The sequence below is a fragment of the Saccharopolyspora sp. NPDC002686 genome (assembly GCF_040295745.1).
Lineage (GTDB): Bacteria > Actinomycetota > Actinomycetes > Mycobacteriales > Pseudonocardiaceae > Saccharopolyspora > Saccharopolyspora oryzae.
In genome coordinates, this window is sequence record NZ_JBEOVY010000177.1 from 1 (window position 1) to 15,672 (window position 15,672).

Genomic DNA, 15,672 nt, shown 5'->3' on the forward strand with positions numbered 1-15,672 from the left:
TAACAGTTTTATAAATTTTTAACGAAATCTCGACCTTTACAGGCGCAGGCGGTGGCGACCGGTTGGGTGGTCGTCGGGGTCGACGTCCGGGAACTTTGGTTGGGGTGGTTCTGGGGATATGGCGTGGTTTTCGGCTTCGACGTCGGCTATGAGGTGCCAGACCGTGTACTCGCCGTCGCCTGTTCCTGCGTGCTGACCTGTCGCGACGCTCAGGGTCGGGATCGGGACTTGGGTGATCAGCAGGGCGAGGATCAGGAGGTTGAAGAGGATGAAGGTGCTGAGCTGGATCCAGAACATGAGGATTAATTTCCTTTCAGGTTTTCCTGCAAAAAATTCAAGGTCGATCGGCGAGGATTCGCCAGCAAGTCATGCAGGACTTTTCACGTATCCAGTCCACTTCGGACCGGTCATGCAGTTCGGCGGCTTCGGCTTCTGCTCCGCAGTACGCCTCGACCTTCTGCCCATGCGGGGATTTCGTTGCTGCTATTGGGAAAGCGTGTCGGCCTCCGGTGACCGGACGCCAGACGTAGGTCAAGTAACCAGGCATCAGAACCTCCCTTGACGTTCTCTGAATCTATCGGCAGTTTCAGAAACTGATCGATTCCCGCTTCGGGTGAACCAGCAGCACGAGCGGAGGATCTAGGCTGCTCAACATGAATGGCAGTGCTCGCGCACGCGGCCTGGGAGCCGAACTGCGACAGCTCCGCAACGACAGCGGCTACAAGCAAGAAGACGTCGCGAAACGGCTCGGCTTGTCCAAGGCGACGATGAGCAGGATCGAGAACGGGACGAAGGCGGTCACCGAAGCCGACGTGTCCGCGATCCTCGCCATACTCGGCGTCACTGGCGAGAACCGCGAGCGCCTGCTGAAGCTAGCCCGCGAACAGGATCAGCCCGGCTGGTGGGAAACCGGCGTTCCAGGCCTGCCGAAGCAACTGACCGGCTTGCTCGAGTTCGAGCGCGACGCGAATCAGATCCGCTGCCTGGACATGATCGTCATCAATGGCCTTCTGCAGACGAGCGACTACGCCCGTGCGGTGATGCTCGGGAGCGGCGTCGAACCCGCTGATGTTGAGGCACGTGTCGCTATTCGACTCGGGCGGCAGGAAATTCTCGCCAAGTCCAACGCGGTCGGGTTCCACACCTTCGTCGACGCCGGGGTGTTTCGCCGCGTGGTCGGAGGCCCGCAGGTCATGGCCGAACAACTTCGGCATGTGGTGAAGATGGCCAGGCGTCGAAACGTGACGGTCCAGGTCATCCCGGATGATGCCGCGACGCACCCCGGCCTCGAAGGCTCTTTCGTGCTGCTCGACTTCCCCAAATCGAGGTCGATCGTCCACCTGGAGCAACGACGCTTGGGCGCCTTCCTCGACGAGCCTCCGGACGTAGCTGATTACGCAAATGTGCTGGATACACTCCAACGGGTAGCGATGAGCCCAGCTGATTCAGCGAAGCTGATCACAGCGTGGGCTGATGACCTAGAGGGGTGAGACCGTGTCTCAGACATGGCGGAAGTCCAGCTACAGCGGCGAAGAAGGCGACTGCGTCGAAGTTGGTTGGCGGAAGTCCAGCTATAGCGCGAGTCAGTCCGCGTGCGTCGAAGTCGGCGCCGGTGTTGAGGTCATCGGGGTTCGGGACACCAAGGACCGTGATGGCGGGACGCTCGTGTTCCAGCCTCAGACCTGGAGCAGCTTCTTACGCGCCCTGAAGGCTGATCAGCTGGGCTGATCAGCGCAGCAGGGTTGCCGCTTCCGGGTCCGCCAGGAGGGCTGCGAGGGCGAAGCGTTCGCGCCAGTTTCCCGAGGCCCAGGCGAGGGCTCGGGCCAGGCCGTCCGGGGTTCGCTCCGCGTGGGTTCGGCCTGTCGGCTCCACCCACCAGTGGACCCGGTGCTCTCCCGCCGACGAGCGGACTCGGAGGCCGTCGTGGAGGGTGATCTCGCCTGGTGGCAGCGGGATTCCGAGGATTTCGCAGGCCGCCGGGACTCGGGCGACGTCGGGCCAGCGCTGGGTTCGGCCTTCGCCGACCACCTGCATGGTGTTCTCGTCCGAGGCCAGCGGGAGGTCCAGGAGCTCCGCGAGGGCTTCGGCGTCGAAGCAGTCCGGGCTGCCGCCGGCGATCACCAGCGGGGCTTCCAGGACGCCCAGCATCCACGGTTCGTCGAGCACCACCGCTCGGCCGGTGCTGACCACCGCGCCGGACACCGAACGCACCGTCTCCGGCGGGTCCAGGTCGGACGGGTCGATCGTCCGGCACGCCACCGCGTCCGCCAACGCCTGGTGCGCGCGCAGCGCAGTCCCAGCGCGCACAGTGCGCTCCGGGTCGCCTAGGCGCTCCAGCAGGTCCGCGGCGTCGTCAGCGTCCTCAACGACGAGCTCGTCGCGCACGCCCGCGAGGCGCAGGTGCTCCGCGTCCAAGCCGACATCGGGCACCGGGTCGTACAGGCCCGACAGGTCTTCGGCTTCCGGGAGTCGCCAGGTCCGCGGCGCGGCACCGCCGAGCACGGCGTAGCGCTCGATCCACCAGGACGAGTAGTTGCGCGGTTCTCGCAGCGCACGCAGGGTTTCCGGGTTCCGGACCAGCAGGCGCAGCGCGGCGGGCCACGCGTCGTCGGCGACCAGGTCCAGGTCGCGGATGCCGACGAACCTCGGCGGCGGCCAGCTCTCCGGCTGCGCCGCCTCCTGCTCGGCCCACCACAGGTGGATGTCCTGGAAGTCCTCGTCGGGCTCCAGCGGATCCTCTTCGACCTGGACCGCGAAGTCGTCCAGCACGCCGATCGAGCGCAGCAGCTCCGTCGACCACTCGGCGGCGAAGTCCTCGTCGAGCACGGCCAGCGGCGCGTCCTCGCCGACGAACTCGCTGTCCAGCACCTCCAGCAGCGCCGCGTCCGGCAGCAGCAGTTCGTCCGCGCGGCGGAAGTCCCCGTACGCGTCGGGCAGCGCCAGCGCGCCGATCCACTCGCGCGGCTGGGTGTTGGCGACGAGCTGCAGCACCGCCTCGGCCAGCGGGCGAACGTCGACGCCGGAGCGCGCGTCGGAAACGCTGCTGCGCACGGCCTCTTCCAACGGCGGCGCGTCGAGCAGTTCCGCTGGTCCGGCCGGGTGCGCGCCCAGCTTCTCCAGCAGCGGGTGCGTGGCGTCGGGATGGGCGATGCGCAGGCCGGAGATGTCCAGTGTGGACAGCACGGCGGCCGGGTCGGGGTCGGCGTCGCGGTGGCTGAGCAGCACGTCGCGCACACCGCTGACGGTGCGGCCGTCGGCCAGCGGCACGGGCAGCGCGGTGAACTCCTCGCGCGCCGCCGGGTCCGCGCCTTCGATCGGCGTCAACGCGTCGTAGAGCCGGAACCACCACTGCGGCTCGCGGTGCAAGCCGGTGACGGCCTCCACGATCTCCGCCGCGGCCAGCCGCCGGACCTCCAGCACGTGCAGCGACCTGCGGTGACGCGCATCGGCGAGGTCTGCGCTCAGCAGGCCGGGCACCACGTCGGCGAGCAGCTCCACCAGCTCCGGCGAGACGTACTCGAGGACGCGGGATTCCAGCGGGGCGACCGGTTTTCCACTCGCCGCGGGCAGCCAAGCGGCGACGCGCAGCCGATCGGTCACGCCCTGCCGAAGTTTGTCGTCCACATCGGACAGCGGGAACCCGGCGAGCGGCACCAACGCCGTCCGGTGCTCCGGCTCGACCTTGCCGACCAGCTCGGGATAGCACTCCGCGGCGAAGGTCAGCACCGCTTCCGCGGCACCCGCCGCCGCCACGCGCCGCCGGTCCGGCTCCACCGGAACGCTCGCCAGCAGCCGCGCCGGGAGCGACAACCGCTCCTCGGTCGGCGTCGGCGCGTGCAGCACGTCCTCGGCCAGCGGGATCGGCGTGCCGTCGTCGTCCAGCGGAACAGCCCAGGTCACGCGCCATTCGGCAGCGTGCCGGGCTTCCACGCCGAGCCCGGCCAGCGCCGCTTCGCTCAACGTGCCCGAGGCCCGGTGCACCAGCCACCGATCGCTGCCGATCGGACCGTGCACCACCAGCCGATCCGCGTCCTGGTCCTCGCGGCGCCAGGTCTGCTGGCCGATGCGGATCTCGGTCAGCGCGGGCAGCGCGAGCAGCAGGTCGGGGGCCTGGTCGATGAACTCGGCCAGCATCGCGTCCACATCGACGTCCGAGCGCAGCGGCAGCCGCACCTCGGTGTCGAAACCCTCCGGCGGCTCACCGGCGACCGGCCACGGCAACCGCAAGACCGGCACCTCGCCGGACCGCTTGGCCAGCTCCTCGGCCGGACCGGGCAGCTGCGCGACCGCATCCCTGGTCCGCGCGGTGGAGAAGGCGACGCCACCGGTCCTGGACACCACGCTCGGCTCGTCGGAAACCGCCAGCACAGCGGCGAACCCGACGCCGAACCGGCCGACCGACGCGCCCTCGCGCTTGGCCGAAGCGCGCAGCGAAGCCAGCCCTGCGACGCCTTCAGCGGTCAGCGGCGCACCGGTGTTGGCAACCCGCAGCTCGCCGTCGCCGAGCTCGACGCGCAGCACGCCGTTCGAGCCCGCGGCATCGGCGGCGTTCTGGGCGAGCTCGACCAGCAGGCGATCGCGGTAGCCGCCGAGCCGGAGGTCCTCCTCGGCGTTGGCGTCCTCGCGAAAACGGGTCGGCGAAGCCTCCCAGGACTGCAGCACGGCCTGCCGGAGCTCGGCCGCGCCGAACACGTCCAGCTCGTTCACCCGCGCTCCGGGCTTCGAGGCTCGAAGTCCAAGGTGGCGTCGTCGTAGACGATCTCGGCCACCGGCACCGTCGACGAGGTGTCCACCTCGACCTCGGAGTGCGCACCGCACCCGAACTCGACGCTGACCACCCGGCCGTCGGCGGGCGCGAACTCGTTGGCGCACACGCCGAACGCGCCGCCCATCGAACCGGCCAGCTTCAGGAAGAAACCGCAGGTACCACAGGCTGCCGGCGCGGAACGCGCGATGTCGGAGCGCGGCCCGAAGTCACCGCCCTGCCACCGGTCCGCGGCCTCCAGCCGGCCCTCGCGGCTGAGCACCCGCTTGCGGCCCAGGCCGACTTCCCGCACGACGTCCTCGACCGCCGGGTCGTCGCTGGCCAGGTAGCCGGGCGCCAACCGCGGGTCGTCCGCGCGGGTCGGCAGCAGGTCGCCGGGACCGAGGTCTCCAGGCCGCACCCGCTCGCTCCACGGCACCCACTCGGGCGCGGTCAGCGCGGTCGGACCGGGCAGCAGCACGACCTCGCTGACGGTGACCGGCTCGCCCTCGCCGGGGCTGGCCACGGTCACCGCCCAGCGCCAGCCGACGTAGCCCGGGTAGTTCGACTCGAAGTAGTGGGTGGCCGCGTACGGGCCTTCGGCTTCCACGCCGACGTGCGCCCCCACCGGGTCGGCGACCTCGGAGTCCAGGGTCAGCACCGGCGAGCCGATGGGGTCGTCCCCCGGCTTGGCCTCGTCCTCGGCCGCAGCTCGCGCAACGTCCTCCGCCGCAGCGAGCTCCGGGTTCAAGGGCGCGGGCTCGAGTTGCCCCCCGTCCTCGAACGGGGCATCCGCGCCTGGGCTGGTCATCGGAGCAGGCATAGGCGTCACATGCTCGATTGTGCCGTACGCGGTCGCCGGTGCGGTCGCCCGTGTCAAGCTTTCGGGGTGCGACGGCTCCTGGCTCGACGAGTTCTCTTCGGCACGATGCTCGGCCTCGGGCTGGCTGCCTGTGCGCCGGTAGTACCAGCGCAGCACGATGGCCAGCACGACGGCGAGCAGACCGATCAGGGCGTTGGGCACGCGGGAAGCCTGCCACACCTTCGAGCTGAGGTGATCCGCGTGCTCCCGCACGACCGCTCCTCGTTCACTCAGGGCCTGGAAATCTCCGGTGGCACCCTCTACGAAGGCACCGGCCTGAAGGGCGGGTCGCTGGTCCGCGCCACCGACCTCGCCACCGGCGAGGTGCGCCGCGAAGTCCGGCTCCCGGCCGACCTCTTCGGTGAGGGCATCACCGTTACAGGTGACCGTATCTGGCAGCTCACGTGGCAGGAAGAGGTCGCGCTGGAGCGGGACCGGGAAACCCTGGCCGAGTTGCGCCGAGTGGAGTACTCCGGCGAGGGCTGGGGCCTGTGCGCCGACGGCTCGCGCCTGGTGATGAGCGACGGCAGCGACCGGCTGACCTTCCGCGACCCGGTGACCTTCGCGCCGACCGGCTCGGTGGCGGTGCGGGCGGCGGGCGCGCCGGTCGCGGACCTCAACGAGCTGGAGTGCGTCGACGGGCACGTGTGGGCCAACGTCTGGCACACCGAGGAGATCGTGCGCATCGATCCGGCGAACGGCCAGGTCACGGCGGTCGTGGACGCCTCCAGCCTGCTGAGCCCGGGCGAGCGGGCGGGCACCGACGTGCTCAACGGCATCGCGGCCGTGCCGGGCACCGACGAGTTCCTGCTGACCGGCAAGTACTGGCCGTCGATTTTCCGAGTTCGCTTCGTCCCGGCCTGATCGCCGGTACCGTCTGCGCATGGATGATCAACAGGGCTCTGTGCAGCCACTTCACGTGCTCTGCGTGCTCGGCTCCGGGATGGACCTGGACAACGTCGAGATGGCCGTCCGCGCGATCGGCGGACCGCTGTTCTCCCTGGACCGCACCGAATCCGACCTGGAGCACGACCCCCGCATGCCGGACGCCTTCGAGGCCTGCATGGCGGAACTGACCTTCACCGACGCCGACTGGGACGCCGTCCACGAGCACGACTCCGTCGCGTACGTGCTGGCCCAGGGCGGACCAGGGGACTCGGAATACATCGCGGAGCGGATGCTGGCGCTGGTCGCGGAGCTCTTCGAGCGCTGCGGAGCGACGGCGATCAAGTGCGAGAGCAGCGGACTCGCGCACGGCCGGGACACCTGGCTGGAGCTGGCCGCCTCAGCCGACGCCCCGGACGCGCAGCTGCAGGCGTGGGTCAAGCGACCGATCCTCAGCGAGGACCTCCTGTTCACCTGCGGAATGCACCTGCTGGGCAGGCCCGACGTGGAGCTCCAGGTGGACGACCTGAGCGACGCGAGCCGGCGGGGCGAGTGGGTCGAGCTGATCGACGGCCTGACCGGCTACCTGCACATCGACGCCCCGGCGGAGATCCGCGACGGCGAGGGGTTCCGGCTGGCCGAGGACGCACCGCGCTGGATCCTGCGCCAGCAGGACTGCGACCGGTACCCGGAGGACGACATCTTCTACAACCCCCAGGGCTACTGGCGCCTCACCCCCAGCTGACCAGCGGTTTCGACCAGGTCGCTCCGCCTGATCAAATTCCGTGAGTCCTTTGGGCTGCTATGGCGCCCCAAAAGACTCACGGGCTTTTACCCGGCGGAACGCAGTGAGCGGTGGGGGCGCTGCCCGCTGGTTGGGCGCGGCTGTTCGGGGCGGATCAAGATCACTCGATCGACGGAGATCTTGGGCTTGAAGATCACTGGATCGGGTTGTGGGTGTATCTGTCGGGCGGGTTCGCTCCTCTTTAACTCTGGGGCCGGAAAACGGCGGATCTCGAGCAGAGCGGGGAGCGGGGTGAGGCAGGATGAAAAGCATGGGTTTGCGACGCCATGACCAGCGCTCGGACTCCCCGCGCGCCGGCTGGGGCGCCGGGCATCGGGGCAAGCGCGGCTCCTACGACGACGGCGGAGGCGCAGCGCGCTGGGGCTCGCCCGCGGAGCGGGCCAGCGGTGACGCGGAGCGGGCTGAAGCTTCCGCGGAGCGGGAGCGTGGGGGACGTGAGCACGCGAAGCGGGCGGAGCGTGGGGGTAGCGAGCACGCGAAGCGGGCTGAGCGTGGCGGCGGTCGCGAGCGCGCGGAGCGCGGTGAGCGGGCGGAGCACCGGTTCGAGGGCGCGAGCCGCGGCGCGGAGCGCCCCGGGAGGGGCGCGACGCGGTACCCGTGGGAGGAGGATCCGGACTACGAGCGGCCGCGGAGCGGGTCGCGACGGCTGCCTCCGCTGCCGGAGGACCATCCGGCGCGCGAGCGCGAGGAGGAGCCCGAGGTCGAGAAGCCTCGGGGGACCGCTCCGCCGACGAAGCTGACCGTCACCCGGGTTGCCGCTTGGCGGAGTCGGGATCTGACGCAGCGGGCGATGCGGATGTTCTTCTCGCTCGCGCACGCCGATGGGGCCGATCGGTCCGGGCTCGCGAAGTTCACCTACGCCGTGATGGGCAACTACGCGGTGGACGCCGCGATGGCGGTCGCGCTGGCCAACACGCTGTTCTTCTCCGCCGCCACCGGCGAGAGCAAGGACAAGGTCGCGCTCTACCTGCTGATCACGGTCGCGCCGTTCGCGGTGATCGCGCCGGTCATCGGTCCGGCGCTGGACCGGTTGCAGCAGGGGCGGCGGTATGCGCTGGCCGCGTCGTTCGCGGTCCGGGTGCTGCTCGCCGTCGTCATGGCGTTGAACTTCGACAGCTGGCTGCTGTACCCGGCTGCGCTCGGGTGCATGGTGCTGTCCAAGTCCTTCGGCGTGCTCAAGGCTGCGATGACGCCGCGCGTGCTGCCCTCGCAGATCACCCTGACCAAGGCCAATTCCCGGCTGACCGCGTTCGGCATGGCGGCCGGCGGCATCTTCGGCGCGATCGCCTCGGGCTTCGCCTGGCTGCTCGGTTCCGAGGGCGCGCTGTGGTTCATGGCCGCGATGGCCGCCGGCGGCGTGTGGCTGTGCTTGCGGATCCCGGGCTGGGTGGAGAGCACCGAGGGCGAGGTACCGGCGTCGATCGGTGGGGCGCCGCAGGCCAAGAAGGTGCCGCTGAGCGGGCACGTCGTGGTCGCGCTGTGGGGCAACGGCGGCATCCGGGTGCTGACCGGGTTCCTGACGCTGTTCGCCGCGTTCGTGATCAAGCAGGGCACGCAGCACGAGCCGGTCATGCAGCTGGTGGAGCTCGGCGCGGTCGGCGGCGCGGCCGGGGTAGGCAGCTTCCTCGGCAACGCACTGGGTTCGAAGATGCACTTCGGCAAGCCGGACCGGGTGATCAACGCCTGCCTGGGCAGCGCGCTGGCCGTCGCGGTCTGCGCCGCAGCGCTGGCCGGGCTCCCGCTGGCAGTGGTGGTCGGGCTGATCGGTGCGACGGCGAGCGCGCTGGCCAAGGTCTGCCTCGACGCGGTGATCCAGCACGACATGCCGGAGGAGTCCCGGGCCTCCGCGTTCGGCAAGTCGGAGACGATCTTGCAGCTCAGCTGGGTCTTCGGCGGTGCCCTGGGTGTCCTGCTGCCACCGGTCTACTGGATCGGCTTCCTCGTCGTGGCGGTGATCCTCGCACTCGTGCTGGCCCAGACCATCACAGCGGGCCGGGGCGGCACCCTGATCCCCCGCCTGCGGCGGAAGGCGGAACCAGCCACTGAACGAGCAACCGCCAGGTCGTAGGCTCGAACTGTGCATCGTGGACTGAAGACTCTGCTGGCTGGTGCGAGTGTTGTGCTCGCTGCTGGTTGTGCTGCGCCGAGCGAACCGCAGGTCACCTTCTACTCCCACGGGAGGTCGGTGGAGGTCGCGCCCGCCCAGTACTGCAACCCGAACGGGGAGAAGTGCACGGGGTCGCCGGACGCGGTCGGCAAGCTGCGGGTTCCCGACGGCTCCCCGCTGCAGATCTCGGTGCCCGGCAAGGTCTCCGAGACGCCGTGGCAGGTCGTGTTCCTGTACCGCGGGGCCAACGGCCAGGAGCTGGACGGGCGCAGCCCCGTCTTCACCCCCAACGAGCGCCACGCCTACACGCTGGAGCTTCCGCCGGACGGCGTCCACCTGGAGCACGTCGAGGTCCAGCAGTTCTCGGCGGTGCTGACCCCGGGCGCCGACGGCGGGGTCGACTTCGGCATCGGCGGCAGCTGGGTCCTCAACGTCGAACAGCAGTGACGGGCCTCAGCCCTCGACGAGACCTGCTTCGTAAGCGGTGATCGCGGCTTGGACGCGGTTGTTCGCGTCCAAGCGCTGCAGGATCGTCCTGACGTGCGCCTTGACCGTGCCCTCGGCCAGGAACAGCCGCTGCGCGATGGCCTGGTTCGACAGCCCGGCGCCGACCAGTCCCAGCACCTCGCGCTCGCGCGGGGTCAGCGCCGCCACCCGCTCCCGGGCAGCGTTCCGCTTGGTCAGGGTGCCGTCGTGCACCTCGGCGATCACCCGGTGCGCGATCCGCGGCGACAGGTACGCCGCACCGTCGGCGACCGCGCGCACGCCGATGATCAGCTCTCGCGGGTCGGCGGCCTTGAGCAGGAAGCCACGAGCACCACCGCCGAGCGCCCGCGCCACGAACTCGTCCTCGTCGAAGGTCGTGAGCACGACGACCGCCACCTCGGGCTGCGCTCGCGCCAGCTCAGCGGCGGCGGCCAGCCCGTCGAGCACGGGCATCCGGATGTCCAGCAGCACGACGTCCGGCTCGTGCCGGGCGGCCAGCTCGACGGCTTGCCGTCCGTCCGCGGCTTCGGCGACGACCTCGATGTCGGGATCGGTGGCCAGGATCGAGCGGACACCGGCGCGGATCATCGCCTCGTCGTCGGCCAGCAGCACGCGGATCATCAGCTCTCCTCGGTCAGCGGATCCGCTGATTCTGCCGGGCAGGGCAGCCGCGCGGTCACCGTGAAGCCCTCCCCCGGCTCCGCGCTGAACGTCCCGCCCAACAGCCCGACGCGTTCGGCCAGCGCCAGCAACCCGCTTCCGCTCCCGGTGAGCACCGGCTCCGCGTCGACGGCGGTGTTGTGCACCACGACCACGAGCTCCCGCGCGGTGCGCTCGACGCGGACCTCGACGTGCGCACCGGGCGCGTACCGGGCGGCGTTCGTCAACGCCTCCTGCACCACGCGATGCGCCGCACGATCCACTGTGGAGGGGACGTCGAGCGACTCACCGCCGCGCAACAGCACCACGTCCATCCCGGCTCCGCGCGCACGGTCGACCAGCGCCTCCACCGGTTCGTCCACCGGCTCAAGGGTTTGCGAGGTCTTCTCCCGCAGCACCCCGATCGTCTGCCGCAAGCGGTCGGTGGCCTGCACCGCCGTTGCGCGCAGCTCCGCTGCCGCCTGCCGGTTCGCCTCGCTCATGTCCGCGGCGAGCTCCAACGATCCGGCGCGCAGGGCTATCAGCGCCAGGTCGTTGCCGAGCGAGTCGTGCATGTCCGCCGCGATGCGGGCGCGCTCGCGCAGCCGGGCGCGCTCGGCGATGAACTCCTGCTCCCGCTCCATCTGCGCCACGCGGTTCTTCCCGGACTCGACCAGCTCCGCCTGCTGGCGCCGGAACCGACCGGCCAGCCACGGCAGCACCACGAACACCACCAGCAGCCCCACCGAGCCGATCGCGCGTTCGGGGTAGATGACCAGGTCGACCACACCCGGAGCGGCACCCAGCGCGAACACGACCCAGCCGTGCCGCACCGGCAGGTGCCGGCCGTGGAGGTAGCCCGCCACGGCCAGCACCACGAACAGCACCTGCCGCCACAGCGGGACCACGTCGAGGTCGAACGAATTGGCCACGCACGCTCCGACGACGACCACCAGCACCGCGGCATTCCTCACCCAGCCGACCCTAGGGCTCATCGCCGCCCCAGGTGCGCGGCTCGGGCGGAGCGCAGCCTCGCCAACCGGAACGCCACCGTGCTCGCCCCGGCCAGCGCGGCGACCAGCAACGTGACGGTCAGCGGCAGCGGGAAGTACGTCAGCTGGGCCCAGGTGACCGTGCGGCCGTTGCTGATGAACGAGATCAGGTCCGGATAGGCGGCGAAGACCGCGATCGGGACCAGCGCGGGCACCATGCGCAGACCGATCCGCCACGCGGGCGTCCCGGCGCGCTTGGCCGCCCACCGGCGGGAACGCACCGCGCCGAGCACTCCGAAACCGACTGCCACCAGCAGGATCGCCCCCAGCAGCAACTCGGTCTGCTGCCTGCCGCCGCCCGGGTCGGCAGGAGTCCGCCCTTCGCTCAGCGCGACCAGCCCGGTGAGGATCTCGTAGCTGCTCTCGTGCAGGGAAGCGCCGTTGGTCATGACGGCGAAGCCGTACCCGGTCTCCGGCACGATCGCCTGAACTGCGTTGTAGGTGAACAGGTTCCCCGAGTGCACCAGCATCTCCGGGCCGTCCTCGGGCTGCTCGACGCCCCAGCCCATGCCGTAGTCGCTCACCGCCGACGGGCTGTGCATGAGCCGGAGGCTGTCCGGGCTGACAAGCTGCTGACCTGCGCCGTTCTGCGAGACCAGCCACTTGCCCATGTCCGCCGCGGTGGTGATGACCCCGCCACCACCGCTGTCGTCGTGGAACCCCGGCATCTCGGCACGGGGAATCCACGCGCCGAACAGCGAGACGTACCCGTCGGCCGGGCGCACCTGCTCCTCGCGGGTCGCGCTGGTGCGCATCCCGAGCGGGCCGAACACGTGCTGCCGGAGGTAGTCGCCGAACGGCTGCCCGCTGACGACCTCGACCAGCCGACCCGCGAGGTCGTAGTTGACGTTGCAGTACTCCCAGTGCGTCCCCGGGTCGGCGGCCAGCGAACCGGTGCTCAGGCGGGCCGTGTAGTCGGCCAGCGAGCCGGCGTCCTCCAACGCGTTGATGTCGATGGTGGTGTCGGAGAACCCGGAGGTCTGGTTCAGCAGCTGCCGGACGGTGACCTGCTCCGCGCGCGGATCGGCCATCGAGAACCCGGGCAGCTGCTCGGCGACCGGACGGTCCAGTGCGATCCGCCCGGCGTCGACGAGCGTCATGACCGCCATCGCGGTGAACGACTTGCTGAGCGAAGCGATCCGCATCGGGGTGTCCGCGGTCATCGGCCGACCGGCGGAGTCGTGGCCGTAGCCCGCGGCGTGCACGACCTGGTCGCCCTTGGTCACCACGACTGAGAAGCCCGGCAGCCCGGTCGACTCCAGCGCGCCGGACAGGTAGTCGTCGATGGTCGGCGGAGGCGCGGCCTCCGCGGCGGGCGTCGCGGCGAGCCCGATGGCCACCGCTAGCGCGATGATCTTGGCTTTCATGCCTGGAACGCTATGGATCCAGGACCCCTCCGCGGATCTGCCGACCGACCACGACCACCCCTGCCGAAAGGCATAGAAAAGCCGGGCCCACCCTCGGTGCGGCCCGGCTCCCCGCTGTCGTCAGTTGTTGCCCGGATCCAGCTCGCGGGCGACCGCGCGCACGACCTCACCGATGCGCTTGGCGGTCTTGCGGTCCGGGTAGCGTCCGCGCCGGAGGTCGGGCTGGACCTTCAGCTCCAGGAGCTTGATCATGTCCTCGACCATGCCGTGCAGCTCGTCGGCGGGACGGCGGCGCGCCTCGGCGACCGAGGGCAGCGGGTCCAGCAGCTTCACCTTCAGCGCCTGCGGACCGCGGCGGCCCTGCGCCATGTCGAAGTCGACGCGCTGGCCGGTCTTGAGCGCTTCCACGCCGGACGGCAGCGCGGAGGCGCGCACGTAGACGTCTTCCCCACCATCCTGGGTCAGGAAGCCGAAGCCCTTGTCCGCGTCGAACCACTTGACCCTGCCGGTCGGCACTGTCCTCACCGTTCCCTGTCGAATGCACTGGCCCGGTTTCCAGGGCCTCCGTCGTCCATCACATCGCCTCCGCCGCGCGGAACCGAACGGCCCCGGCACGACGAACGCGCCCCGACCACGCTTCGCAGTTGCGCGTGCCGGGACGCGTCATTCAAGCGTACCGCGTACCGGCATGGGAAGACCCCGCCTTGCGCAGCGGAGTTGACCGAGGACACCCGATACGCTGCTGGGCATGGCAGCAGCTTCCGCCCGCAGGTCCGCAATCCTCCCGGTCTCGATCACCATGTTCGCCCTGGGTCTGCTGGCCATCATCGCGATCTTCGCGCTGTTCGCCCTCGGCTACGGGAACCTTCCCGTGTGGCTGAACCTGGCGACCCTGCTGTGCCCGGCCGGGTTCATCGTCGGCGTGATCGCGACCGTCCTGCGCAACCGCAAGCGCTGATCAGAGCTGCTGCTCCAGCCACGCCGGGAACTCGGTGAGGTCGCGCAGCACGACGTCCGCCCCGGCCTCGGCGAGCTGATGGGCGCTGTAGGGCCCGGTGGCCACCGAGACGGCGGTCGCGCCTGCGGTCCGCGCGCCGACGATGTCGCCGAGGTGGTCGCCGACGTAGCTGGTCGCACCCTCCTCGCGCAGCACCTCGCCCTTGGCGGCGGCGAAGACGTCCCCGACCAGCAGGTCCACCTCCCAGCCGAACGCCTTGAGGTGCAGCGCCGCGTTCGGCTGGTACTTGCCGGTGATCACCAGCGTCCGGCCGCCCAGTTCGCGGACCGCCGCGAGCGCTTCGGTCGCTCCCGGCAGCGCCGTCGTCTCCTCGATCACCGCGGTCGGGTACACCGAGCGGAAGTGCTGGACCAGCTGCTGGGCCATGTCGTCGTCGAAGCCGTAGGCGCGCATCGAGTCGAGGAGCGGCGGGCCGAGGTTCGCGGCGAAGTGGTCGCCGTCGAGGGTCAGGCCGAACTCGCGGTTGAGCTCCTCGATCGCGCGGACCATGCCGGGCCGCGGGTCGATCAGGGTCATGTCCAGGTCGAAGCCGACGGTCGGGCCGGTGCGCTGTGCTGCCACGCGAACCACCCTACGGAGCGACGGCTGCGCACTTGACGCGGAACTATCCAGTACCGAAACTCTATTCGTAATCCTTCTCACATTCGGCGAGCTGGAGTCGTTCAATGACGAGCACGACCACGCACCCCGCCCACCGCGAAGGCTTCCACTCCCTCCGCGGCCTGAACTGGGACTCCCTGCCGCTGCGCCTGTTCAGCAAGGGCAACGCCAAGTTCTGGAACCCCACCGACATCGACTTCAGCCAGGACGCCGAGGACTGGCAGCGGCTCACCGAAGACGAACAGCGCAGCGTGGCCGGCCTGTGCGCGCAGTTCATCGCCGGCGAGGAAGCCGTCACCGAAGACCTCCAGCCGTTCATGGCCGCGATGTCCGCCGAAGGCCGCTTCGGCGACGAGATGTACCTGACCCAGTTCGTCTTCGAGGAGGCCAAGCACACCCAGGTCTTCCGGCTGTGGATGGACGCCATCGGGCTCACCGAGGACCTGCACTGGGTCGTCGAGGAGAACCCCGGCTACCGGGAGATCTTCTACAAGGCGCTGCCCGAATCGCTGCACGCGCTGCACGCCGACCCCAGCCCGGAGAACCAGGTCCGCGCGTCGGTCACCTACAACCACGTCGTCGAAGGCACCCTCGCGCTGACCGGCTACTACTCCTGGCACAAGATCTGCGTCAGCCGCGGCATCCTGCCCGGCATGCAGCAGGTCATCAAGCACATCGGCGACGACGAGCGCAGGCACATGGCGTGGGGCACCTTCACCTGCCGCCGCCACGTCGCCGCCGACGAGAACAACTGGGCGGTGGTCGAGGACCAGATGTCCCGGCTGCTGCCGCACGTGGTCGAGCAGATCCAGTGGCGTCCGGACGACATGCCGGAGGAACTGCCCTTCAACCTGGACAAGGACGAGCTCACCGCCTACGCCACGGACCGGGCGACCCGCCGGCTCGGCGCGATCTCCAGCGCCCGCGGCATGCCCCTGGCCCAGATCGACGTCGACGCCTCCCCGGAGAAGCTGGAAGACCAGTTCGGCGAAGAAGACGCCGCCGAACTCGCCAAACTCCGCTGACCCGGGGCTCCGCCGTCCCATCCCTCCGCAAATTCAATGGAAATCGGACCTCCGATTTCCATTGAATTTGCGGAAGTTCTCC

17 protein-coding genes are annotated in these 15,672 nt (G+C 70.0%); 8 read left to right on the forward strand and 9 right to left on the reverse strand.

The window, feature by feature from the left end:
- Positions 1-36 precede the first annotated feature (36 nt).
- Together ABTZ89_RS22355 and ABTZ89_RS22360 are read right to left on the reverse strand one after the other, a co-directional pair.
- The gene (locus ABTZ89_RS22355; protein WP_351047771.1) at positions 37-297 is read right to left on the reverse strand and encodes a hypothetical protein; all 261 of its coding nucleotides are present in this window, start codon (positions 295-297) and stop codon (positions 37-39) included.
- 37 nt (positions 298-334) lie between these two features.
- The gene (locus tag ABTZ89_RS22360) at positions 335-547 is read right to left on the reverse strand and encodes an HC3 family zinc finger protein (RefSeq protein WP_351047774.1); all 213 of its coding nucleotides are present in this window, start codon (positions 545-547) and stop codon (positions 335-337) included.
- Between the two features lie 106 nt (positions 548-653).
- On the opposite strand from ABTZ89_RS22360, the gene ABTZ89_RS22365 reads away from it, so the two are divergent.
- Positions 654-1,490: a helix-turn-helix domain-containing protein gene (locus ABTZ89_RS22365; RefSeq protein ID WP_351047777.1), complete on the forward strand. Its 837-nt coding sequence runs from the start codon at positions 654-656 to the stop codon at positions 1,488-1,490.
- 4 nt (positions 1,491-1,494) lie between these two features.
- Positions 1,495-1,728: a DUF397 domain-containing protein gene (locus ABTZ89_RS22370; RefSeq protein ID WP_351047780.1), complete on the forward strand. Its 234-nt coding sequence runs from the start codon at positions 1,495-1,497 to the stop codon at positions 1,726-1,728.
- Here the strand turns inward: ABTZ89_RS22370 and ABTZ89_RS22375 are convergent, their stop codons facing one another.
- Together ABTZ89_RS22375 and ABTZ89_RS22380 are read right to left on the reverse strand one after the other, a co-directional pair.
- Positions 1,729-4,707 carry a sacsin N-terminal ATP-binding-like domain-containing protein gene (locus tag ABTZ89_RS22375; RefSeq protein WP_351047782.1) on the reverse strand — a complete coding sequence of 993 codons (2,979 nt, stop codon included), beginning with the start codon at positions 4,705-4,707 and terminating at the stop codon, positions 1,729-1,731. It abuts the gene before it with no gap.
- Complete coding sequence (locus ABTZ89_RS22380; protein ID WP_351047785.1) at positions 4,704-5,786, reverse strand: DUF3027 domain-containing protein; 1,083 nt, start codon at positions 5,784-5,786, stop codon at positions 4,704-4,706. The genes ABTZ89_RS22375 and ABTZ89_RS22380 overlap by 4 nt, the downstream gene beginning before the upstream one ends.
- Between ABTZ89_RS22380 and ABTZ89_RS22385 the strand changes: the two genes are divergently transcribed.
- The 4 genes from ABTZ89_RS22385 (at position 5,673) to ABTZ89_RS22400 (ending at position 9,850) form a co-directional block, all read left to right on the forward strand.
- The gene (locus ABTZ89_RS22385; RefSeq protein WP_351047788.1) at positions 5,673-6,470 is read left to right on the forward strand and encodes a glutaminyl-peptide cyclotransferase; all 798 of its coding nucleotides are present in this window, start codon (positions 5,673-5,675) and stop codon (positions 6,468-6,470) included. The genes ABTZ89_RS22380 and ABTZ89_RS22385 overlap by 114 nt on opposite strands.
- Positions 6,471-6,489: 19 nt before the next feature.
- On the forward strand, positions 6,490-7,236 hold the full coding sequence (locus ABTZ89_RS22390; RefSeq protein WP_270954081.1) for a hypothetical protein: 747 nt from the start codon (positions 6,490-6,492) through the stop codon (positions 7,234-7,236).
- 310 nt (positions 7,237-7,546) lie between these two features.
- Positions 7,547-9,364: an MFS transporter gene (locus ABTZ89_RS22395; RefSeq protein WP_351047792.1), complete on the forward strand. Its 1,818-nt coding sequence runs from the start codon at positions 7,547-7,549 to the stop codon at positions 9,362-9,364.
- A gap of 51 nt (positions 9,365-9,415) precedes the next feature.
- Complete coding sequence (locus ABTZ89_RS22400) at positions 9,416-9,850, forward strand: DUF2771 family protein (RefSeq protein WP_351047809.1); 435 nt, start codon at positions 9,416-9,418, stop codon at positions 9,848-9,850.
- A 6-nt stretch (positions 9,851-9,856) separates the two neighbouring features.
- Here ABTZ89_RS22400 and ABTZ89_RS22405 read toward each other — a convergent pair whose 3' ends face one another.
- The 4 genes from ABTZ89_RS22405 to ABTZ89_RS22420 form a co-directional block, all read right to left on the reverse strand.
- Complete coding sequence (locus ABTZ89_RS22405; RefSeq protein ID WP_351047795.1) at positions 9,857-10,510, reverse strand: response regulator; 654 nt, start codon at positions 10,508-10,510, stop codon at positions 9,857-9,859.
- Positions 10,510-11,502, reverse strand: coding sequence for a sensor histidine kinase (locus ABTZ89_RS22410; protein ID WP_351047798.1), 993 nt, complete (start codon positions 11,500-11,502; stop codon positions 10,510-10,512). Before ABTZ89_RS22410 ends, ABTZ89_RS22405 begins: the two co-directional genes overlap by 1 nt.
- A 17-nt stretch (positions 11,503-11,519) precedes the next feature.
- Complete coding sequence (locus ABTZ89_RS22415; protein ID WP_351047801.1) at positions 11,520-12,947, reverse strand: serine hydrolase domain-containing protein; 1,428 nt, start codon at positions 12,945-12,947, stop codon at positions 11,520-11,522.
- Between the two features lie 120 nt (positions 12,948-13,067).
- Positions 13,068-13,463 (reverse strand): cold-shock protein, encoded by a 396-nt coding sequence (locus tag ABTZ89_RS22420; protein WP_270954071.1) that lies wholly within the window; start codon positions 13,461-13,463, stop codon positions 13,068-13,070.
- A 232-nt stretch (positions 13,464-13,695) separates the two neighbouring features.
- Between ABTZ89_RS22420 and ABTZ89_RS22425 the strand changes: the two genes are divergently transcribed.
- Positions 13,696-13,905 carry a hypothetical protein gene (locus ABTZ89_RS22425; protein ID WP_270954070.1) on the forward strand — a complete coding sequence of 70 codons (210 nt, stop codon included), beginning with the start codon at positions 13,696-13,698 and terminating at the stop codon, positions 13,903-13,905.
- Here ABTZ89_RS22425 and ABTZ89_RS22430 read toward each other — a convergent pair whose 3' ends face one another.
- A complete protein-coding gene (locus ABTZ89_RS22430) occupies positions 13,906-14,526 on the reverse strand; it encodes an HAD family hydrolase (RefSeq protein ID WP_351047805.1) in 621 nt (206 codons plus the stop codon).
- 104 nt (positions 14,527-14,630) lie between these two features.
- Here ABTZ89_RS22430 and ABTZ89_RS22435 point away from each other — a divergent pair, with 104 nt between their 5' ends.
- Positions 14,631-15,590 (forward strand): R2-like ligand-binding oxidase, encoded by a 960-nt coding sequence (locus ABTZ89_RS22435; RefSeq protein ID WP_270954067.1) that lies wholly within the window; start codon positions 14,631-14,633, stop codon positions 15,588-15,590.
- Positions 15,591-15,672 lie beyond the last annotated feature (82 nt).

Excerpts from the sequence above, each read along its gene's own strand:
- ABTZ89_RS22355 (WP_351047771.1), bottom strand. The coding sequence starts at position 297 with ATGTTCTGGATCCAGCTCAGCACCTTCATCCTCTTCAACCTCCTGATC.
- ABTZ89_RS22360 (WP_351047774.1), bottom strand. The coding sequence starts at position 547 with ATGCCTGGTTACTTGACCTACGTCTGGCGTCCGGTCACCGGAGGCCGA.
- ABTZ89_RS22365 (WP_351047777.1), top strand. The coding sequence starts at position 654 with ATGAATGGCAGTGCTCGCGCACGCGGCCTGGGAGCCGAACTGCGACAG.
- ABTZ89_RS22385 (WP_351047788.1), top strand. The coding sequence starts at position 5,673 with ATGCTCGGCCTCGGGCTGGCTGCCTGTGCGCCGGTAGTACCAGCGCAG.
- ABTZ89_RS22390 (WP_270954081.1), top strand. The coding sequence starts at position 6,490 with ATGGATGATCAACAGGGCTCTGTGCAGCCACTTCACGTGCTCTGCGTG.
- ABTZ89_RS22395 (WP_351047792.1), top strand. The coding sequence starts at position 7,547 with ATGGGTTTGCGACGCCATGACCAGCGCTCGGACTCCCCGCGCGCCGGC.
- ABTZ89_RS22405 (WP_351047795.1), bottom strand. The coding sequence starts at position 10,510 with ATGATCCGCGTGCTGCTGGCCGACGACGAGGCGATGATCCGCGCCGGT.
- ABTZ89_RS22415 (WP_351047801.1), bottom strand. The coding sequence starts at position 12,947 with ATGAAAGCCAAGATCATCGCGCTAGCGGTGGCCATCGGGCTCGCCGCG.
- ABTZ89_RS22425 (WP_270954070.1), top strand. The coding sequence starts at position 13,696 with ATGGCAGCAGCTTCCGCCCGCAGGTCCGCAATCCTCCCGGTCTCGATC.
- ABTZ89_RS22435 (WP_270954067.1), top strand. The coding sequence starts at position 14,631 with ATGACGAGCACGACCACGCACCCCGCCCACCGCGAAGGCTTCCACTCC.